This is a genomic window from Pseudoalteromonas sp. BZB3 (assembly GCF_040104455.1).
Lineage (GTDB): Bacteria > Pseudomonadota > Gammaproteobacteria > Enterobacterales > Alteromonadaceae > Pseudoalteromonas.
Window position 1 is genome coordinate 333,599 of the sequence record NZ_JBECOS010000001.1, and the last position, 22,665, is coordinate 356,263.

Genomic DNA, 22,665 nt, shown 5'->3' on the forward strand with positions numbered 1-22,665 from the left:
TGTTTGCTAAAGCGAAAAGTTTTCAAATTCAGGGATCATCTCAAAGTCACCTGCACGCTCAATCTCTGTATCAAGCTGCATTTGCTGGTGCCATTTCGACTCATCCCAAATCTCAAATTTATTTAATAGCCCTATGAGCATGATCTTTTTCCCCAAACCTGCGTAGTTACGTAATGCCGGAGAAAGTAAAATGCGGCCATTCTTATCTAATTGGTACTCAGTGGCGTGCCCGACCAGCATGCGCTGCAATCGACGCGCTCTTGGATTCATGCTGGAGAGCTTGACAAGTCGAGCGGCAATTTCATCCCACTCGCTACGAGGGTATAACCAAAGGCATGGTTCGTTAATCGCAATAGTGCAAATCAGCGAGCCCTGCTCTTCAGACAAAAGCGGTTGACGATACTTAGTTGGTATCGCAAATCGACCTTTATCATCCAAACTTAGCGCACTTGCACCTGAAAACATGGAGCAACCAACCTTATCGTATTTTTAACCCTTTAGATCCAATTTGATCCACAAAAAACCACTTTTTCCCACAACTGCACAGTCTATGACTTGACGAGTATTTTTGTCAAGCCGAAAACTAAGCCGGAAATATCAAAAAACCTAGATAAAATGCGGCTTTGCTGAAAGCCTATGAAATGCTTGAGAAAACCCGAAAAGGCAGAAATGAAACTTTTTTATAACAAAAATCCATCTATTTTTTGCACAGTTATGATTTTATAAAAGTGGCCCTTCGACTGGCTGTAACGAGCAAAGTGGGTTTCATCTTCTTGTGCAAAGAATAATCAGTTAAATTCATCGCCAAACTTGGCGCTAGACTGGATTTTTTTATACAATTAAGATTCTTGCTGCTGTAAATCACCGAGCGTTATTATTTTAAATTTATCAATACCACGTCGCTTTAATCGCTTACTCTTTTTGCTTTGCTTGCCTGGCTTAGCCGTGATCCTCTTTCAGTTACTTGAAGAGCGTACAGATATTTTAAAAGAGCATGAGCAACAAGCACGTGCGCTTGCATTACAGATCTCACAGCTGCAACGCGCCGATCTCAACGCAACCAAAAGATTACTTTCCCAATTAGCGAAACATGATGAACTGCTGAAAGCCAATAATGGCCAATGCAGCAGCCTGCTCAAAGACGCGAGTTTGATCACCCCTAACATTGCCAATATTGGTTTGGTAGATCTGAATGGTGATGTCTTATGTACAGTAAAAAATGCCAATCAAAGCATAAACATAAAAGACAGGCGTTATTTTCAAAGCGCTTTAGAAACGCAACAGTTTGCGATTGGTCAGTTTCAGGTTGATCGTTCAATTAACCGCTTAACCGTCAATTTTGCGATGCCTGTTTTTGATCATCACGGTAACTTAACTCATATACTTGCTGTAGCTAAATTACTTGAGCAGTGGAGTCAAAGCCTAAATCAGTTGACTCTGCCAGCTAATTCTCAAGCCATTATTACCGATGTTGATCACAATATCGTTGCCAATTATCCGTTTGATTATGCACAACTCGGTCAACCTGCAAATGAGCATTGGCCCAATATGCACTTTCAAGGAGTTTTACAATTTGAAGCCCCAACTGGTGAGCGCAGAATTTACTTAAGACAACATATCGTCGAAAACAATTCGAGTAGCCAGCTCACGCTACATTTATCTATTCCCTTTGAGCATGCAATTGCCGCCGCAAATCGCAAAGTCAGCCTGATCTTTACTTTATTTAGTGCCGCACTGTTACTTATGTTTTGGCAAGCACGAAAACAGCTCAATAAGGTGCTACTGCAACCTTTAAAGTCACTTCAAAACGCGTTGGATGCTTTTGCTAAAGGTAACAAAACACGCTTACAACAAAGTGGCTTATCTCCTGAGTTTAATAGTATCGCAAGCAACTTTGAGAATATGGCAACCCAAAGGCTCACCGCTGAGAATGCGCTCGCACATAAACATGCCGAATTAGCTAGCCTGATCCAGGCGCTACCCGATACCTATTTGCGTATTGATAACGAAGGTAAAGTATTGGCGTCTAATGTCACCTTTTCGAGCCCACCCAAGCACATACTCGATCTACTGCCTCAGCACAGCTGCGACCAATTACTTAAAACATTACAAAATCACTCACTCAGTGACACAAATCAATTTGAATTTTCTGCGCAGGTCGATGGCAATCTTCATACCTTTGAAGCACGAACTAACCTCTTAGATACCCACCAGCAAGCTATTATCGTGCTGCGTGATATTACAGCGCGTAAGCAACAAGAAGAAGCGATGAAGTTAGCAGCCATGGTGTATAAGAACTCGAGTGAGGGAATGACCATCACCGACGCTAACGGTATTATTTTGGATGTAAACCCCTCTTTCGAAAAAGTCACCGGCTACTCAAAAGCTGAAGTCTTGGGTAAAAATACCGCATTACTGGGCTCAGGCAAGCACACTAAGCAATTTTATGATGACATGTGGCAGCAGATCCAATCTAAAGGTACATGGCAAGGTGAAATCATAAATAGGCGCAAAAATGGCGAACTATTTACCGAATGGCTTACCATTAACTCTGTTTATGATGATACAGGCTCTCCTTATCGAAGAGTCGCTATTTTCACTGATATCAGTGAGAAAAAGCGTCAAGACGAGTTGATTTGGCGTCGTACTCATTTCGACCAACTCACTGAATTAGCGAACCGCTTAGAACTGAAACGTCATTTAAAGCAACAACTCAGTGAAGGGAATTCATTGGCCATCTTGCTACTCGATCTCGATCACTTCAAAGATATTAACGACAGTTTAGGTCATTACCATGGCGACAAGCTACTCAGGGAAGTTGCTAATAGACTCAACCTGCTGGCAGGTAAATGTAGTTTAATTTCTCGTATTGGGGGCGATGAATTTGTATTAGTGATCTCTGAAAGTACTCAGCATGAGCACCTAATGCAAATAGGTGAGCAAGTGCTTACATTGTTGAAGCCAGCTATTTATTTAGACAAAGAGGCTTGCCATATTAGTGCCAGTGTCGGGATTGCAACCGCACCTAAAGATGGTAACAGCAGTGGTCTACTGCTCAAAGCAGCAGATCAAGCCATGTATTTGGCTAAGCAACAAGGGCGTAATGGCTTTGCCTTTTTTGACGCTCAGATGCGTAAGGCCACTGAACAACGCATGCAACTGCTGAAAGATTTACGTATTGCGATACAAAAGCAGCAATTTGAGTTGTATTTTCAACCTATCGTTGAGATGTCATCACGTAAGGCAGTCAAAGCCGAAGCCCTGATCAGATGGCAACACCCAGATAAGGGCATTATAAGTCCAGCGATGTTTATTCCGCTTGCTGAAGAAACACAGCTTATATTAGAAATTGGCGAATTTATTTTTGCAACAGCTTGCCGCACTCAAAAGAAACTCATATCTGCAAATCAGCAAGTGCAATTAAGTATTAACGTTTCACCGATACAGTTTTCTTCTAAACATAGCCGTCTGGTTGATTGGAAAACACACCTTGATGAGCTGTCTTTAAATGCTGAGCAATTTGTTATTGAGATCACTGAAGGCTTAATGATGAACGCCCAGCAACGTACCCAGTCGCGTTTAAATCAATTATCGAAGCAAGGCTTTGCATTAGCACTCGATGACTTTGGCACCGGTTATTCATCGTTGGCTTATTTAAAGCAGATGGATACCGACTTTATTAAAATCGATAAGCGCTTTGTAGATGGCATCGCGGAAAGCCCTGATGATCTTGCATTATGCGAAGCCATGATCATGATGGCACATCAACTGGGTTTAAAGGTGATTGCTGAAGGCATTGAAACCGAAGCGCAACACCTGCAATTACTTGCTGCAGGCTGCGATTATGGTCAGGGCTATTATTATGCTAAACCTATGCCTGAAAAGGCTTATTTAGACTTTATGAAAGGCGTTTAAAACAGCTTCATTAAAAAACTAAATACAAAATATGATTAAGAGTCTAAAAGTCGCTTAAGCAAACTCATCAAGCCGTCTATCTCTATCGGCTTACCTAGATGAGCGGTGAAACCTGAGCTCAGATACGTTTTAACATCTTGCTCCATTACATTGGCTGTCAAAGCAACGATGGGCAATTTAGGGAGTTGCTCTTTGATTATCTGGCAGGCCTGCACACCATCCATTTCAGGCATTTGAATGTCCATCAGCACTAAATCATAATGCTGGTTTGTCGCCATCTGAGTTGCTTGCAAGCCATTTTCAGCAAAGTCTATGCTCGCTTGTGTTGGTGCCAGCATTGCATTAATGACCAAGCGGTTTACCTGATTATCTTCAGCGACCAAGATCTTATACTCTTGCAGATCAGGGAGAGCTGCATGAACTTCTGCTGTTTCAATAACCTGCTCTGCAGGTATTTTTATGAGCGGTAAAACAACCTCAAAACTGCTGCCATGGTGAAGTTGGCTTGATACAGAGATCTCACCACCCATTAAGCCAACTAGCTGTTCAGAAATAGATAAACCGAGTCCTGTACCGCCATACTTTCTTGTTGTAGACGCATCGGCTTGCTCAAAACGATTAAAAAGACGTGCTATTTGCTCGTCACTGAGCCCTATTCCAGTGTCTTTCACTGTAATGACAACCTGATCATCACCCATCTCTGAAACAGTGACTTTGACCTCTCCATCTGAAGTAAACTTAATGGCGTTTGAAATAATATTCTCAAGCACCTGCTTAATACGTGTGCTATCGCCTTGTCTAAATAGCCAAACTTCAGATGCTATCTCAATACTTAACTGTAGCTCTTTTGCTTTTGCTGCTCGAGATTGGTTTCTGATCACTTGATCAATTAAACTTTTTATCGACAGTGGTGCACTCTCTATCTTGACCTTACCAGCTTCAAGTTTAGATAAATCAAGAATGTCATTTAATATCGCTAATAATGATCGACTTGAGCCCAGCGCACTGGCTACCAGCTCATGGTTCTTCTCACTTAATGCTGTCTTAAGTAATAGTTGCAAAGTACCCAAGATCCCATTCATCGGTGTACGAATTTCATGGCTCATATTTGCCAAGAATTCACTCTTAACTTTGTCTGCTTGCTTTAGTTCAACCACCAGCTCTTCTAGTTGCGCTGTTTGTTTATCAACACGCACTCTTAGCTGCTCATTAAACCCAGCTAAAATCATGGTAAATGACATGCCCAATGCGGCAACTATCAACCCTATTGTGAGGGTTAACCAACTTAACCAGTCTTTATTGTTGTTCTCAAAGCTCTCGGTACTTTCAAAACTCAGCTTCCAACTACGACCAAACCAATCTATTTGATATTCTGTGGTAAAGTGCAAATCATGAAGATCATGCTTAACTTCAGGCGTATAGCTATACCAAAAGTCTTGCTTTGATAAATCACTTAAAGTGTAACTGAAACTATTTTTATAACGACTAGTTGATAAAATCCGTTCAACGATAACATCAATTTCCAGTACTACTTCACTCAACCCCAATAACCTATCGGGGTCATTTTTATCAAAAACAGGAAAATACACCACATTCCCTGTCGCCTTGTTTGTTTGTTGCGCCAGCACTAATGGCGCTGTTGCGATGGGCGTTTTTTGCTTAATCGCTTTTGCCGCAGCCGGCCCCGCAATAGGGTGGCTCATGACATCTAAACCAATTGCTGGCGCATTGGCTTTATATGGGGCTATTAAGCTGATAGGTAATAAAATATCTTCAATCTCATTGCTGCCGGGGGCTTGTTTGATTTTTGCATCTGCAATGCCCGACTGCGCCAGAGACTTTTGCCAAGCAGCAAGGTTTTCAGTTCGAACAAAATCAACCCATCCTAAGGCGCGATATAGCTCAAAATCATCACTTAAAAAATAGCTATAATGCTCAAATTCATCGATATTCATCGTATGACCCGTTTGCATTAATACCCCGAGCGCTTTTAAATCATTTTCAATAGAATTTTTTAATAACTGCATCGAAACTAGCTTTTGCTCAGTGATGTTCGCAAAGCGAGTGTAATGGTTGTCATAATAGACATTACGAGAGTAATTAAAGGTCCAACATACTGTGATAAACAGTAAGCATGCGGACGCTAAAATCCATGATTTATGACTGACTTCTGTATAGCTGCGGCTTTTAAACAAAAAAGTACATAGCGGTAGGAAAAATAATACACCAACGGTGTCGCCTACCCACCAAGTAAACCATACAAACAGCAGACTATCAGACTGGATAAACCCTTGTTGCAATAAGCTCCATGCACCGAATGAAGACGATACAATACTGGCGATGGGCCCGGCAAATAAGAGCGCTTTAATGAGTGTTTCTGCATTTTGAAAATTTAGCGGAAAACGACAAAAACGTTTCATCAATGAATAAGCAAAAATACACTGCAGCACGGCTGCGGCGCTACGTAAAGCGTTCCAAAGGAGATTTGAGAAATCAAAGGGAACGCCAAAAAAACCTGAGTTATATAGGTTCGCTAATAGTGTTCCGAAGAATAATGGTAGAAGTGAAAATCGACCAAACGCCAACAAACAGGCAACAGACCAGCCTGCAGCGGGCCAAATAGCACTCGCAAAACCGGGCTCTATATTAAACAGTGTGCCAAACAAACCCAATACAAAGCAGCTAATGGTGATACCTGAAAAATACCCACTTTTGATTGTAAAAGGAGCGTCTTGTATACCCTCTGCTTTCAGCATAACCATAAATATATAATTTCAAACATGTTAAAAACATAGCATAAGTTATCAGACTAAGCCGTGTTTTACATCAAAGTCCCAAAACCAAAATTGTATACAATATTTATTTCAGCTATGATCCGCATTCCATTTTACCAAGCCGAGCTCCATCATGCGTATTACACTCGTTATTCTTTGTTTGTTAGCCACACTTTTGGGCTGCCAATCAAACATGTTAAACACCGAAGAGGACACTCCCATGACCCTAGATAATTTAGCAGAACAGTATGTCAAATTAGCTTTGGCTGTAGGTGAGCACCACCCTTATTATGTCGATGCTTATTATGGCCCTAGCGAGTGGCGAACGGGTGAAAAGCGACCTTTTAAAGACTTAAAAGTAGATATCTCAACGCTGCTTGATCAATTAGAGCAAGTGCCAAACTCAGAAGCGCAATCACAGCGTAAGGCATTTCTCCAAGTACAAACTAAGTCAATGCTGACTTTCATCCAAATTATCAATAAAGAAAAAGTCAGCTTTGATGATGAGTCTTTGCGTTTATACGACGCTGTTTCTCCAAATATTACCGAAGCTGAGCTAGATAAAGCACTGAATAAATTAGACTTAATGCTACCAGGAAATGGCTCTGTTAGTGAGCGCATGAATGATTTTATTGAGCAGTTTGTGATCCCCAAGGACAAGCTAGACAGTGTGTTTAAAGCGGCTGTGGTTGAATCTCGTAAAAGAACCAAGCAGTATATAGAGCTTGAAGAGCAAGAGAGTTTCACCATTGAATATGTTCAAGATAAAGTGTGGAGCGGCTACAACTGGTACCAAGGAAACAGCTATAGTTTAATTCAAGTGAATACTGACTTCCCTATTTATATCGCCCGTGCGATAGATTTAGCTAGTCACGAAGGCTACCCGGGGCACCATGTGTTTAATTCCCTCATGGAAAAGCATCTAGTGAATGGTAAAGGCTGGATTGAATACTCCGTTTACCCGCTGTTCTCGCCAATGTCATTGCTTGCTGAAGGTAGCGCTAATTACGGCGTTGATGTGGTTTTCCCACACGCTGAACGTATTAAATTTGAAAAAGACGTTTTATTTCCATTGGCAGGACTAGATGCCAGCAAGGTCGAGTTGTACTACCAAGTGCAGACTGTGAAGCAGCAACTGTCATATGCGGATAACATGGTCGCAAAACGTTACTTAGATGGTGAAATTGACGATCAAAAAGCCATTGAATTACTTGTCAAATACACCCTAGTGACTGAGAAAAAAGCGCAACAACGTCTGGGCTTTATAAACGCTAACCGTGCATATGTTATCAATTACAATCTTGGCCAAGATATCGTTAAGAACTACATTGAAAAGCAAACAAAAACAGGTACGCAAGATGAAGTTTGGGCGCTATTTAGCGAACTGCTTGCCAACCCAAAAACAGCAAGCATGATGCAATAGCGGTGCTTTTATTTTGATTTTTTAAGGCTGCCTGTGGCAGCTTTTTTTCTGTCTATTTTTTACTTCCCCCACTTCTCCCAATAATACCTAACCACCTACCATCAAAATAACCACTTTACAAAATAGTACAGTTGAACTATTTTAAAATATAACACTTGTACTATTTTTGGCTTTAAACATGAAATTCAACTATTTTCACGACAAGCAGAACCGTTTTGGCGTTCAAAATGTCACGCGCGCTTTATCTGGCGGGCTAATAAAAGTCGCGCCAAAGCTCAGCCTTACTGTTGGTAAAAAGCTGCTACTCAATCCATTTGGTAAACGTCATTACACCTTTAATGAACTTGAAGCTGGTGATGTCATTAATCTAGAGACCTCTTTGGGCCAAGCACATATTAATCTGTTTGGAGAAGGCCAAAACTTAGTGATTGTCAGTCACGGCTGGGCAGATAACAGCTCTGGATTTGAGACCATGATTATCAATTTGTTATCGCAAGGATTTAAAGTCGCAGCCATTGATCACATTGCCCATGGCAAGTCCGCAGGTAAACAAACTCATTTATTGAATTTCATTGAGACTTTAAACGCCACCATCGAGTATTTTGAGCAAAAAGGACATCACATACACGCCATTGTGGCGCACTCAATGGGCGCGGTTGCAACACTGAATTTACCTGAAGACAAACTAGCCAATAAAAAACTGATCTTAATTGCTACGCCAATTCACTTCTTTGAACTCATGTTCGAAAAAGTCAGTAAAGCGGGAATTTCTACCAAGCTTCTCACTCATGTACTAGAAAATATTGGCGCCGAGTTTAATCGGCAGTGGCAAAGTCTATGTCTCAGCCAGCATACAAGTAAACTCTCTGAGCACATCCACTTTATTCATGATGAACAAGACCGATACGCCAGTTATCAAAGCCTCACCGATTATCTGCAAACACACCAATCACCACTGTTTACTACTCAAGGGCTTGGTCATCGAAGGCTTTTAGGAGATACTAAAGTCATACAACATATAACTCAGGTGATAACTACTTGATAAGCAAAGGCGAACGCACTCGTAACGAGATCCTCAAACAAAGTATTAGATACAGCAGTCAATACGGCCTTGCTGATGTCACCATCGGCAGCGTTGCAAAACTCTGTGGTTTATCTCGAACGGGTGTTATTTCTCATTTTAAAAATAAAGAAGACATGCAAGTTGCCATCTTACAATATGGCGAAGCATTATTTATTGACCGAGTGATCACCCCGGCTCGCTGTGAAAACCCTTTAGATCACCTGATCAAGTTACTAGACTGCTGGAGCACCTGGATCAATGACATGTTCAACGATCCAAAAATGAGTTGCCCGTTTATCAAGGCTGTGGTTGAATTTCAAAATCGACCTGACTCACAGGTACGCAGCTTTGTTATCGACCAACAAGAGCGCCTATTGGGTTACCTAACGCACCGTATTGCGCGCTGTATTGAGCAAAAGCAGTTCTCACCTGACATCCCAAGTAGCGTCATAGCCTACGAACTTTATAGTTTATATTTAGGCCATGCCATTACAAAATATACTCTTTCTCAAAATAAAGCAGGTGAGCTATTCAAGCAAAGTGTCTTAAGGTTAATAGCGCAATATAAAGCTTAACTATTAAACCCCTAAAGCCACCGCCGCTCATAAGAGAAGCAAATAAATTACTGCAACTCAGCACATTTGTTGTGATAGTTTATACTCATAGTTGTTGATGTATCAGCGATTACTCTCAAAGCAAGTAATTCTAAGAAAATAAAAACCACAAGGGCGTGCTTTATATGATCAGTACCGAGTCATTTATTGCGACTTTTTCAAGGCGCTACAAACTAGCTCTTTTAGTTATCGTACTGGCCATAACTACCTCATTTGTCACTTTAAACGAGCAGCAAATAAAACAGCGAGATAGCGCAAAGATTATCAATATTGCAGGCGAGCAACGTATGTTGTCGCAGCGTTTAGCCTTATTTACGCACCGTTTGGAGGCACCTGAAAGAGCGCAAGAAATTCAGCGCATCGCAGCTAAGCTTTTAGACAACCAGCAATTTTTAATAGAAAAATTCAAAACAAAAAGTGCTGAAACACAGACTAAGCTGGCCCAACATTTTAAAGATACGCAACTCACCACACGTTTAGAGCGCTTTACCCGCTTAGCGGTCGAAGCGTCTAATAAAAAGTTAATAAATGACCTGAAGCTATTCGAACAGTTTGATAGTGAGCAGCTTTTACTTGATTTAAACCACACCGTCACCTTGTTTGAACAAGCCAGTCTTGCGCAACAATTAACATTACAAAGAATAAACCTAGCCCTTTGGGGTCTTTCACTACTGGTGATTTTATTCTTAGTATTTGCGATTTTCAAACCGACGCAACGTTGGTTATCTGAGACCTATCAAAAGCTGTTGTTAGAAAAGAATCGCGTAAAAGACGTGCAATTTGCAATCAATCAGCATGCGGTTGTTATGCGTGTTGATAGTCAAGCTAAACTGTTATTTTATAATAGTAAATTTACTGAGCAATATGGTTTCAACAAGAAAGAACTACTCGGTCAAAGCATCAAAAACTTACACAGCGGTATTCATAGTGAGGCTTTTTATCAAGAAGTCGATAATGCCATTAAGAATCGAAACGTTTGGCAAGGAGAGATTTGCAACAAAGCCAAAGATGGTCGACTTTATTGGTTTGATACCAGCATTGTGCCTATCAAACACATTGAAAATGAAGTAAATAGCTCTATCATCATTCAACACGATATCACTGAAAAGAAACGAACTTTAGAGACACTCACACAAATTCATAAGATTACCAGTGATCCGGCGCAATCTTTAGACGAAAAAATAGAACGCTTACTGTTGCTAGGTAGAGAGGTGTTTAATTTACCTTTAGCTATTGTCAGTAACATAGACGAAGCTAAGAACTCTTATTTGGTTAAATATGCCTCGACCCCTAATGGGGCAATTACTCCGGGTACTACCTTCGAGTACCAACACTCTTATTGTCTCCATACACTTAAAGCAAGCCATGCCATTGCCTATCATCATGTTGGACAAAGTGATATTGCCACGCATCCATGTTACGAAAACTTTTCCCTAGAGAGTTATATTGGCTGCCCACTCGTTGTATCAGGAAAGCGCATTGGTACGCTGAACTTTTCGAGCCCTGAAGTCACCCCACATGCTTTTACACAATCAGACCTCGAAATCGTGCAATTACTCGCCCACTGGATAAGCCATGAGTTCATGCGCGAAGAACAAGAAAATAAATTACTTTCACAGCAACAGCTTATGGCGCAAATGAGTGAACAAGCCAATATAGGCGCTTGGGAATTCGACTTGGCCACAGAAAAAGTATATTGGTCAGACATGACCAAACAAATACACGAGGTAGAGGCTGATTTTGAGCCAGAGCTTAGCACAGCCATCAACTTTTATAAGCCAGGGTTTAGTCAAGAACGTATTTCAGAACTAGTTGCACTATCAATGCAAACCGGCGATCCCTACCAAGAAGAACTACAAATTGTCACAGCCAAAGGCAATGAAGTCTGGGTTGAGGCCAAAGGGCAGACGGAGTTTAAGGACGGAAAGTGTGTTCGTATGTTTGGTTCATTCCAAGATATTACCGAGCGAGTCGAAGCGCAAAACAAGCTTAAGTTCAGTAATCAAAGGCTCGAATTTGTTTTGGATTCAACCGGTGTCGGCATTTGGGACTGGGAAATTGACTCAGGTAAAACTACCTATAACGAGCGCTGGGCAAATATTTTAGGTTACAAACTCAGTGAACTAGAGCCTACCGATACCTTAACTTGGGTAAATCAGGTTCATCCAGAAGATTTTAAATACTCAGAGCATGCGCTTCGAGAGCACTGGAATCGAGAGAAAGAGATATATCTGTGTGAAATTCGTATGAAACACAAACTCGGTCACTGGGTCTGGATATTGGACACCGGTCGTGTGGTTGAGTGGCATATTGATGGCTCACCAAAACGCATGATAGGCACCCACTTAGACATTAGCGCTTCAAAGCAAGCTGAGCAAGAAATACAAGATAAAAACGAACGTATGGCGCTAGCTGCAGATTCAGCTGGTATCGGAATTTTCGACTATAACCTAGTCGATGACACGTTAAGCTGGGACAACTGGATGTTCAAACTGTATGGCATCCCTGAATCTGACTTTTCAGCAGCATACAACGCATGGGAGGAGTCTTTACACCCTGATGATAAAGCTTCAACGGAAACATTGTTAAGTGAAGCGATTAAACGAGATATTAAATTTGATACACAATTTAGAATTATCTTACCTAATGGCAAAATCCGTCATATAAAAGCCTCTGCTATCAACAAGGTAAATGAAGATGGTCTTGTTACTAATGTCGTGGGTGTAAACTATGACGTAACCGAACGCGTAGAATACGAACACGCCCTGAAACAGGCAAAAACTGACGCCGAAACAGCCGTCATAGCGAAAAATGAATTCTTGGCCAGTATGAGCCATGAAATTAGAACGCCGATGAATGGGGTGATTGGTATGCTTGATTTACTCACAAGCAGTGAACTTTCTGATGAACAGCAGCACCGTGTTTCAATTGCGCAAAGTAGTGCAAACTCATTACTGATCCTGATCAATGACATTCTCGATTTTTCTAAGATTGATGCCGATAAACTCGAATTAGAAAATATTCCTTTTAATCTTACAACTTTGCTTGGTGAATTATGCGAGTCATTTGCCATGACGGTCGAAGCCAAAGGGCTAGAACTGATCCTCGACACAACAGAGTTAGCAAACCAAATGATTATTAGCGACCCTGGAAGAATTAGGCAAATTCTCACAAATTTAATCGGTAATGCAATTAAGTTTACTCATAACGGCGAGATTTTAATTTCTGCGCATTTACAAGGCACAGACTTAGATAGCCTAACACTTATCCTAACGGTTAAAGATACCGGCATAGGAATCGCGCAAGACAAGCAAACTCACGTCTTTGAAACCTTCAGCCAAGCTGACTCCTCTACAACCAGAAACTATGGGGGAACAGGCCTTGGCTTGGCCATTGTTAAAAAGCTTTGTAATCGTATGAATGGCTCAATCTCTTTACAGAGTACGCTAGGAGAAGGCAGTGAGTTTACCTGTTCACTCCAAGTCTCTAGCTGTGAGAAAAATCACACTAAGGTGCCTGATGTAGACATTTCCTCGCTGAATATTTTGGTCGTCGACGACAACGAAACCAATAGAGAAATTATAGACAAGCAATTATCGCAATGGGGTGCAAAAGTCACGACCAGTCACAGTGGTGAGCATGCCTTAACTCTTTGTAAGAGCCAAACTGGGCCTATGTTTGATATTGCTATTTTAGATATGCAAATGCCAAATATGGATGGCGCTCAACTAGCACAATACCTGCAAAATCTGCCTGAGTGCGAGCAAATGCAACTTATCATGATGACCTCAATACAAACCCGGGGTGACGCAAAGTATTTCGCCGATTTGGGCTTTAAAGGGTATTTTCCAAAACCCACTACAACACAAGATTTATTAGGCGCACTCAAAATTATCTCTGATAAGGGAGACTCTTTAAAAAACGCCAAACCGCTGATCACACATCATTATATTAATGAACTGCAGCAGACTGATGATACCTCTGGGATAGATGATCTTAAACACCTACTAGATTTAAACATTCTGCTTGTAGAGGATAATCCAGTGAACCAAATAGTGGCTAAAGGCGTTCTTAAAAACTTAGGCCTGAAGTGTGACTGTGCTGAAAATGGGCAACAAGCTTTAACGCAATTAAACTCACAAGCCACTCCTTATGATGTCATCTTGATGGACGTACAAATGCCCGAGATGGATGGTTTCCAAGCCACGCGTCTTATAAGACAGGGTAAAGCGGGCTTGCACCATCAATCTACCTATATCATTGCCATGACAGCCAATGCGATGGAAGGCGACAAAGAAAAGTGCTTAGACGCGGGAATGAATGAATATATTGCCAAGCCTATAAACTTAAATGCGTTGAAGACAGCCTTGCTTAGCTCAAATACAAAGCCGTCAACAGACTCAAATCATAAATAAAAAACGCCCACTCGTGATGGGCGCTCGATTGTTATTTGTTCGAAATTTATCTATTAACGTACTGATTGCACAATAAAATCCAATACATCATTTCCTGAAGAGCGATAGCTCAAATCAAATAAAGGCGTTGGTTTATTTACCAAGCCACGCTCAACCACTTCGTTAGTAATCGCAAAATCAAGTAATCCGGTTTTACCTACCAGTAAATTATCGAGCGGTTGTGTCTTTGCCAGCTCAACGATATCTCTAAATCCGCTTAGATATAGATAATCTTTGGTAAACCCACCGCCTCGATAAACACGGGTTGTTAAAGTAAAAGCAAACTCTCTGTCCAACTCAAACTCACTGACTAAAGTGTGGAAGGTTTTCACAAAATCGCGATGCTTCAGCATGTAATTTACGGCAATAACACGCAGTGCCAAAGTTTGCAGGCGCGATAGTGTCAAACTCCCCGAGCAATACTCACTGTAGATTGCCAAACCTTCTTGAGTATGAGTATTACCTGACAAACCTAACCCAAACACCTTCAGCGGTTGCTTTTTAGCATTCAGCGTCGTCACCATATGAATGCCTAACTCATGAAAAGCAAAAGCATGAATTTCTTTTTCGGTAAAACTGGCGTCTCGGTTAACTAATAACAGCGCTTTGTCGTTATTGACCATGGCCTTGGCAACTATTTTTGCCGACTTCTCGATACGACAGTTTAAGCCCCACTCTTGCGCCTGCGCTTTAAAGCAAGCGATTGCCTCATCCGCATTCAATACTTTTTCATTTTCATCAATTTGTGGCTTTAAGTGTAGTAAGAATCGTGCGTTCGCAATGTCATCTTCACTCGGCTCGCCATAATATTTTAATGAGTTATACATAAACTCATCGGTACCTATGGTGGCCAACAAATCAATTTTGTTCGCCAAATTATCAATGATATGACGATACAGCTGCTGGATATCGGCATCGAGAATATTATCAACCGGTAACTTATATAGCTTTTCTCTGAACTTATAAGGATTAAGGTCTAGCTGCTTATAGTTAAAACTCGGCGCAACATAGCTATTTTTCATAAACTTCTTACGCTGCGCTTGCAGGTTTACTGGGTTAATAAAGTTCAGCGTTTCGATATGACGACATAACGAGAATAACGCTTTATCAACCTCTAGTACCTCTGGGCTGATACTGGAAGACAGCATATCGGCTTTTTGCATGCGCTTTTTACTGCCAAAACGGCGAATAAAATACGCAGCGGTTTCAGAGATAGCACTCTTAAAACCTGCTTTTAACTCTTCAAGCACCAGAGGATAAACATCACCCGATGTTTCATCCATAAAGACTTTTTTGACTTCAGTTGGTAGCACTAAGGTGTTATCAAAGTGTGCATTCACATGACTTATCAAGTAACCACGACCGTGAAACACTTCGTCTGTTGCAGCGCGCACTGCTAAGTTAGGCAACTCAATCTTATTCAATTGCTTCTCAAAATGCTTCACCACACTGCCCCAGCGCTCGACATCAATTTGCCCTGAGCCAATATTAAACGTCGGCGTGTCTTTTTCGATACGCTTGTAGTTGTACGAGTGAATATCAAACACAATTGCACGGCTGAACAGTGACTCTACTTTGGCAATGATCGCCTCAAGCACATTATAAAAAGACTCATGCTTAGCTTGACTAATTGTACGTTGTTTCGCACTCAACGGCTTTTGCCACACCTGTTTATTCCATGCTGTTTTAAAATATGTCGACAAGGTTTTTGCACGGTTTAAGTCGTATTCAAAACGCGAGTCGTTTCCTATTAACTGAATAGGAAATGACGAAATAAGCTCATCGGTATAAGGATCTTCTTCAAAAAATCGCTCATCTTTGCTGAGCATAAAACTTTTTTCTAGATCTTTACGCAAACGGTGGCCGTTATGAATGGCCGCACAGACCACCGGCGTATATTCATCAATTTTAACAATAAACGCGCCGCCTTCGACTTCAGCGTGAAAGCTCTCACCTTTAATAATTTTCGCGATACACGCCTGCTCAGACAGCGTTAGCATTTTCGATTACCTGTCTGAATTCAGTTTTACGGTTGCGTACTAGCTCTTTGGCATGCACGACACTTTCAACAAAATCAATTACTTGTGCTTGTAATTTCACGCGGTTTAATTTGTTGATACGTACAATGCCACCGGGGCTTAATACATTCACTTCAATTAGCTTGCCGCCGATAACGTCAATGCCTGTTAGATACAAGCCATCGCGAACAAGTTTAGGGCCGATGTACTTACATAGCTTTTTCTCTTGCTCAGTCAATTTATGTTTCACAACTCGGCCACCCGCATGTACGTTTGAACGCAGATCACCATTCGCAGGCACACGCTTCATAGCACCAATCGGTTCGCCGTTGAGCATCATAATGCGCACATCTCCCTCTTCCGCACCTTCAACATAATCTTGCAAAATAACGTAGTTTTCGCCTTTGCCATTTTCATCACCGCCGATATAAAAATCGAGTAACGATCTAAAGCTCTGACGTGCCGACTTTTCTATGACAATCACACCACGGCCACCAAACCCATCTAGGGGCTTTAAGATCATGCGATCGCTGTCAGACTCATCAAAAATACGCTCTAAGTATTCGCGGTTTTTTGATACGTGTGTAGCTGGAATAAACTCGCTCTCAGTATCTTGAAAAGACGCCGTGTAGATTTTGTTGTTCGCAATACGCAAACCATCTAAGTCATTCATGATGAAAGTATCGCCACGCACTGAGTCTAAGAAATTCAATGCTAAGGTATCTAGCGGCGGATTCGCACGCATGATAATGGCATCAAAACCTGCAAGCGGTAGTTGAGTGCGCTTTAGATCGGCATTTTTGTAAAAACTTACGACATTGTCAGAACACTTTGTTTTACGTGTAAATACATCACAGAATGCACTCGCCACGCTATCTCGAATAGTCAGGTTATTCACCGTTGACATAGCAACAGTATGACCGCGCTTAACACACTCATGAATTAAACGAAGCGTAGTATCTGTCTCAGGCTCAACACGATCCCAAGGGTACATAATAAAACAAATTTTCATGGCTATATGTCTTTAAGGTTTTAAGTACCAACCCGCTTAACTCACTATTTTTGAGGATTGGTATATCAGTAACAGAAATAAAATTAGCCAGTCGAAACTGGCTAATTGGCAATCAGATATAAAGATTGGGTCGTATGATTAATCAGCTAAGCTGAATTCATTCCCCATGTCTTGCACAGTACGGCCGCTGCTTCTTGAGAAGCTATGACCCACTTTGCTTTTATTAATTGCTTTTAAGTATTTTTTCCAAAGTTTGGCAGCATGTAAGGTGCTTTCACCCTCATCATTTACCTGTACTACAAATAATTGCTCTTCGTCATTTTCAGGCTGCAACGTCTCATTCGCCAGTGCACTTAACGTATGGCCGTAGCTTTCTAAAAACTCAGCCTCTTTCAACGTAAAATGACCGCTTCTTGATAACCCATGTGAAAATGTGTGGTCGCCATAAAACAGTGTTTTACCTTTACGGATCGTCGTATTCATATGTTCCCCTAAGTGGTTTGCCATATAACGGTTAAATAAAGTGAGATACAACTGATTAATCTATACCCAGCTTTTATGAACAAATTATTGCCAAGAGCAAAGAAAGCTCTTATTTGCGGAATGTATGCAAAAACCAATAAGAAGAAAAACAAAAAATATTTGTCGTGAAGATAATATTTTTTTAAATTGAGGCCATTATAAGAAGTGAGCCATGACTGATGGATATTAGAGTCTTTAAAACGTTTATCGCCGTTGCAGAAAATCGCCATTTTGGACGCGCTGCAGAAACTTTGTATATCACCCAAGCTGCTGTCAGTGCAAGAATAAAACAACTTGAAGAGTTTTATAATACGGCTCTTTTTATTCGAGAAAAAAATAATTTAAGGCTAACCCCTGCCGGAGAAGCGCTGTTATCTCATGCGCATTTGATGGTGAGCCAAATGGCACAGTCTAAGCTCTCTTTATCAATTGCCGCCATGCAGAAAAATACCTTTAGTGTTGCAGCTACGCCCAATGTTTGGGACGCTTTTTTTAGCTCTCGTATTCAAGACATGCTGGCACTCTTTGAAGACCTAGTTGTTGGTGCTGAGCTCTCTGTTCGAGAGGCGATTCAAAGAAAGTTAGAAGACCGTTCATTAGATGTGGGCTTACTCACCGATCCGATCAAAGACAGCGACTTTTGTAATGAGCTAATTGGTCATTTTGATTTGTCATTGGTTGGGAGCCGCCCTCAATTCGAGGCCAAAGTCGAAGATTATGTGTTAGTTGATTGGGGTATCACCTTTCAAAAAGAACACGCTTTGCACCATAAAGTCACCCCTAACTTTAAAACCTCTGCCGCTATGATTGCACTTGAAGTTTTACAAACTAAAGGCGGATTTGCTTACTTGCCCTACCCTCTGGTTCAAGCGCTAATTGAAAGCGGCGAGTTATTTGAAATCGAAACACCGTTACAAATTAAGCGACCAATTTACTTGGTTTATCGTAAAAACAACCCTCAGGAGCAATTAATTACTGAGTTTAAGGCATTGTTTTCTAAGCTTCAGTAGTAGAAATCTCCGCTGCGATAAATTTAAAACACTCTTGTGATAAATTTGTGAATAATTAGCCATAGTTTCGCGATAACTGTCTTGCAAACTAGATTTGTGTTTAACAAAACTATAAAGAGCAAGACATGAACAAAGCAACAAGTGCACTCATCGCAGGACTAACATTAATGGCTGGCGGTACAGCAATGGCCGCTGATGTAGAAGTAAAAATTACCAACCTCACACAAGGTATTTATTTCACCCCGCTCCTTGTCGCAGCACACAGCAGTGACGCACACCTTTACCAAATTGGCAGCAAAGCGTCTGAGCCATTACAAGCAATGGCTGAAGGCGGCGATATTTCAGGTCTTGTGGATGTGCTATCAGGCATCAATGCTAGCGCTGCAGCAAATCCAGCTGAAGGGTTATTAGCACCTACCGCATCAACTATGGCGATGGTTGAAAGTTCTGAAACTAATTCAACCCTGTCTATTGTCGCCATGATGTTACCAACCAACGATGGCTTTGTGGGCCTTGATGCTTGGCCTATTCCAACTGAAGCAGGCACATATCATATCTACCTAAATGCCTATGATGCAGGCACAGAAGCAAACAACGAACTGGTTGTTGATGGCTCTGGTGCACCTGGCTCATTGGGTATTCCAGCCTCTCCGGGTATGGCTCCTGGTACGCAAGGCAGTGGTGTAACCAATGAAGAAACCAACATGATGGTACATATTCACCGCGGAAATTTAGGTGATGACGAAGCAACAGGCGGTAAAAGCGACTTACACAACACAGTACACCGTTGGTTGAATCCAGTAGCTAAAGTGACTGTAACAGTAAAGTAAGGGGCCTAACATGAAAGCACTCAAATTATGTGTGCCTGTATTTGCAGGCCTATTACTCGCAGGTTGTGGTGATGACGACAATGATGTGATGCTAGAAACACCTATGCCTACGCCGCCAGCAGCAGAAGAAATTATGCTAAAAGTGACAGCGGTGAACCTCACTAACGGACAGCCACTTTCGCCAATTGGTATTGCACTACATAAAGAAGGACAATTTTGGCAAATCGGTGAGGCGGCCAGCGCCGAATTAGAAACCTTAGCTGAAGGCGGGGATAATTCAGGGCTACTCGGATTAGATGTGGTTATGATGTCAAGCTCAGCAGATGCCCCACTTGCGCCAGGTTCAAGCCAAGAGTTAATGCTCACTACCGAAAGTCTTGAAGACTATAAATTGTCTGTAATCACCATGATGGTGAATACAAATGATGGGTTTACCGGTCTTAATGCTATGGACGTATCAAACCTAGCAGAAGGCGACAGTATTTCAATGCGTACCCATGCGTATGATGCAGGTACCGAAGCAAATACTGAAGCACAAGGGACTATTCCTGGTCCTGCCGATGGCGGAGAAGGCTTCAATAGTGCCCGAGAAGCCATGGATAAGGTCGCGATGCATCCTGGCGTTGTCGGTAATGATGACGGGCTCTCTAGCTCAGTGCTAGATAGCACACATAAATTCGATAACCCACTAATGATGGTCACAATAACAAGAATGAAATAAGCCCTACATGCCCATTACACGGCGTGTAATGGGCATTGCAAAGTAAATAACAGCCTATTAAAGGCATGATTTACTTTAAGAGGGTTGAGATATGCAGCATAAAGTATTGGTCGTTGAAGACGATCTCGATATTGCAGGGTTAGTTCAAGTGCATTTAAAAGAATTGGCACTGGATGTTGAACACGTAAGCGATGGGGAAAGCGCCATGGCAAAATTAATGCAAGACCATTTCGACATAGTGCTACTCGATATTATGTTGCCTGGCATGGACGGTCTTAGTGTTTGCCGAGAGATCAAATCTCTATTTCCTCATATCAGCGTGGTATTACTGACCTCTAAAAGTAGTGAGATGGACAGAGTAATTGGCCTAGAGATTGGTGCCGATGACTATATTTGCAAACCATTTAGCTATCGAGAATTCCAAGCAAGGATCAAAGCACAGATCCGCCATATTAAATTGCTCAAAATGCAGCAACAGCCAACCGATACAATCGCAACAGCGCCAACTGCCTTGATGTTAGGCGCGCTGCAAATCGATACCGGAGGCCATGAAGTCTTTATCAACGATCAACTTATTGACCTCACAGCAACCGAATTTGATTTGATCCACTTCTTTGCCAAACACCCTAATCAAGTATTTTCACGTGCCCAATTACTCGAATCAGTTTGGGGTTATGACCACTCAGGTTACGAACATACCGTTAACTCACACATAAACCGTCTACGCAGTAAGTTAGGTAACTTATGCCAACAAGACATCATAGAAACAGTGTGGGGGGTGGGTTACAAACTTAACGCCAAATCATTGCAACAGGCATCATTATGATCCAATCTCTTTATCAGCGCCTAAGTCTGACCATTTCAACGGTGCTTTTCATCATACTCATTTCGTTTGTGACTTGGACGCAGTGTGTGTCTGAAGTGTCTCGATCTCAAGCTGAGCAAAAACTTCATTTAGGCCTTGCAGAACACCTAGCCAATGACAACCCCTTGCTAAAACAAGGCGTTTACGACTATAAGGCCCTTGAAAGCCTATTTCATACCTTGATGGTACTGGGCCCATCTTTTGAGTTTTACTTTGTCGATCCTAGCGGCAAATTAGTCACCTACTCCGCTAAACCTGGTGATGTTAAGAAGCAAAGTGTCGATTTACGCCCTTTGATGCAGCTCATAGAAGAGCCACACAACTTACCGATTTTTGGCGATGATCCGCGCAGTTTTGATCAACAAAAAATCTTCTCTGTTGCACCAGTTTATAACAACGACACGCTTCAGGGGTATTTATATGTAATTATCGGCTCTTCAGCATATGACTCTATTTTTACCCAGATCAGTAGTTCAGATCATTTATTTCAACATTCTGCTGGTTTGTTGATCTTAGTGATCATTTTAATGTTCGTAGCTGTGCTGCTCTTTCGCTATATCACCTCGCCCCTCAAGCAACTTGGCGACTTTATTCACAAAGCTGAAGACGCGAAATTTGATTTAACTGAGTTGACTATGCCACAGTGGTCAAACTCTGATAACGAAGTCCACCAGCTTGGCAATGGTGTTAATCAAATGCTGGTGACCATTAATCAACAGATGGCACAGCTCACAGAACTCGACTCACAACGCCGTCAATTATTAGCCCACCTCTCTCATGATTTGCGTACTCCGCTTGCTTCATTACAAGGGTACTTAGAGTTAATTGAAAAACAGCATGCTAAGCCTGAGCAACAAATACATTACCTTCAAGTTGCGCTTAAGAATTGCACCCAATTGAAAAGCTTGATCGACCAAATATTCGAGCTTGCACACCTTGAATCAGGTCATGCAAATGTACAATTTGAAGTATTTAATTTAGGTGAATTGATTTATGACATTTTAGCAAAGTTCGCACTAAAAACTGAGCAAGCCAACATTACTTTAACTGTGCAACCCAAAACCTTTGATGCCCAAGTTTACTCTGACATCGCCAAATTAGAGCGGGTGCTAACGAACTTGATTGATAACGCCATTCGACATACACCGTCGGGAGGAAATATCACCATTGAAGTCAGCGAACACAATAAACAATATGCCTTGGCCGTGCGAGATACCGGACTGGGTATCAATGCCAAAGAGCTGCCTTATATTTTTGAAGCCCGCTACAAGGCAAGCAACAGTCAAGGCTGTAAAAAGACCCATGCGGGTCTAGGGCTGGCGATAACCTCCCGCCTTATTCGTTTGTTAAAATCAGAGATCAAGGTTGATAGCGAATTAGGTAAAGGCACCGAGTTTTCTTTTGCGGTGCGTAAAGCCACAGATGCACTTCATTAACCTGAACC

Annotated in this window: 15 protein-coding genes; 10 read left to right on the forward strand and 5 right to left on the reverse strand. The window is 41.6% G+C overall.

Annotated elements, in window-relative coordinates; all coding sequences use genetic code 11:
- Positions 1-6 precede the first annotated feature (6 nt).
- Positions 7-465 carry a division/cell wall cluster transcriptional repressor MraZ gene (gene mraZ, locus ABMY35_RS01430; protein WP_349284724.1) on the reverse strand — a complete coding sequence of 153 codons (459 nt, stop codon included), beginning with the start codon at positions 463-465 and terminating at the stop codon, positions 7-9.
- Between the two features lie 480 nt (positions 466-945).
- Here mraZ and ABMY35_RS01435 point away from each other — a divergent pair, with 480 nt between their 5' ends.
- Positions 946-3,915 (forward strand): EAL domain-containing protein, encoded by a 2,970-nt coding sequence (locus tag ABMY35_RS01435; RefSeq protein WP_349284725.1) that lies wholly within the window; start codon positions 946-948, stop codon positions 3,913-3,915.
- 35 nt (positions 3,916-3,950) lie between these two features.
- Here ABMY35_RS01435 and ABMY35_RS01440 read toward each other — a convergent pair whose 3' ends face one another.
- Entirely contained in the window at positions 3,951-6,671 is a 2,721-nt protein-coding gene (locus ABMY35_RS01440) for an ATP-binding protein (RefSeq protein ID WP_349284726.1), read from the reverse strand.
- A 238-nt stretch (positions 6,672-6,909) separates the two neighbouring features.
- Between ABMY35_RS01440 and ABMY35_RS01445 the strand changes: the two genes are divergently transcribed.
- From ABMY35_RS01445 to ABMY35_RS01460, 4 genes are all read left to right on the forward strand, one after another.
- The gene (locus ABMY35_RS01445; protein ID WP_349284727.1) at positions 6,910-8,112 is read left to right on the forward strand and encodes a hypothetical protein; all 1,203 of its coding nucleotides are present in this window, start codon (positions 6,910-6,912) and stop codon (positions 8,110-8,112) included.
- Between the two features lie 178 nt (positions 8,113-8,290).
- Entirely contained in the window at positions 8,291-9,154 is an 864-nt protein-coding gene (locus ABMY35_RS01450; RefSeq protein WP_349284728.1) for an alpha/beta fold hydrolase, read from the forward strand.
- Complete coding sequence (locus ABMY35_RS01455; RefSeq protein WP_349284729.1) at positions 9,151-9,750, forward strand: TetR/AcrR family transcriptional regulator; 600 nt, start codon at positions 9,151-9,153, stop codon at positions 9,748-9,750. The genes ABMY35_RS01450 and ABMY35_RS01455 overlap by 4 nt, the downstream gene beginning before the upstream one ends.
- 164 nt (positions 9,751-9,914) lie before the next feature.
- Positions 9,915-14,204, forward strand: coding sequence for a PAS domain-containing protein (locus ABMY35_RS01460; RefSeq protein ID WP_349284730.1), 4,290 nt, complete (start codon positions 9,915-9,917; stop codon positions 14,202-14,204).
- Positions 14,205-14,257: 53 nt separating this feature from the next.
- Here ABMY35_RS01460 and ABMY35_RS01465 read toward each other — a convergent pair whose 3' ends face one another.
- The 3 genes from ABMY35_RS01465 to maoP all read right to left on the reverse strand — a co-directional run bounded on the left by ABMY35_RS01465 (position 14,258) and on the right by maoP (position 17,756).
- The gene (locus ABMY35_RS01465) at positions 14,258-16,243 is read right to left on the reverse strand and encodes a flavohemoglobin expression-modulating QEGLA motif protein (RefSeq protein WP_349284731.1); all 1,986 of its coding nucleotides are present in this window, start codon (positions 16,241-16,243) and stop codon (positions 14,258-14,260) included.
- Complete coding sequence (gshB, locus tag ABMY35_RS01470) at positions 16,227-17,273, reverse strand: glutathione synthase (protein ID WP_058028645.1); 1,047 nt, start codon at positions 17,271-17,273, stop codon at positions 16,227-16,229. Before gshB ends, ABMY35_RS01465 begins: the two co-directional genes overlap by 17 nt.
- A 138-nt stretch (positions 17,274-17,411) precedes the next feature.
- A complete protein-coding gene (maoP, locus tag ABMY35_RS01475; protein WP_171037223.1) occupies positions 17,412-17,756 on the reverse strand; it encodes a DUF413 domain-containing protein in 345 nt (114 codons plus the stop codon).
- 218 nt (positions 17,757-17,974) lie between these two features.
- On the opposite strand from maoP, the gene ABMY35_RS01480 reads away from it, so the two are divergent.
- The 5 genes from ABMY35_RS01480 (at position 17,975) to ABMY35_RS01500 (ending at position 22,657) form a co-directional block, all read left to right on the forward strand.
- A complete protein-coding gene (locus ABMY35_RS01480) occupies positions 17,975-18,805 on the forward strand; it encodes a LysR family transcriptional regulator (protein WP_349284732.1) in 831 nt (276 codons plus the stop codon).
- A 125-nt stretch (positions 18,806-18,930) separates the two neighbouring features.
- Positions 18,931-19,635, forward strand: coding sequence for a spondin domain-containing protein (locus tag ABMY35_RS01485; RefSeq protein ID WP_349284733.1), 705 nt, complete (start codon positions 18,931-18,933; stop codon positions 19,633-19,635).
- Between the two features lie 10 nt (positions 19,636-19,645).
- Positions 19,646-20,356, forward strand: coding sequence for a spondin domain-containing protein (locus tag ABMY35_RS01490; protein WP_349284734.1), 711 nt, complete (start codon positions 19,646-19,648; stop codon positions 20,354-20,356).
- Positions 20,357-20,447: 91 nt separating this feature from the next.
- Positions 20,448-21,182: a response regulator transcription factor gene (locus ABMY35_RS01495; protein WP_138566159.1), complete on the forward strand. Its 735-nt coding sequence runs from the start codon at positions 20,448-20,450 to the stop codon at positions 21,180-21,182.
- The gene (locus ABMY35_RS01500; protein ID WP_349284735.1) at positions 21,179-22,657 is read left to right on the forward strand and encodes a HAMP domain-containing sensor histidine kinase; all 1,479 of its coding nucleotides are present in this window, start codon (positions 21,179-21,181) and stop codon (positions 22,655-22,657) included. Before ABMY35_RS01495 ends, ABMY35_RS01500 begins: the two co-directional genes overlap by 4 nt.
- Positions 22,658-22,665 lie beyond the last annotated feature (8 nt).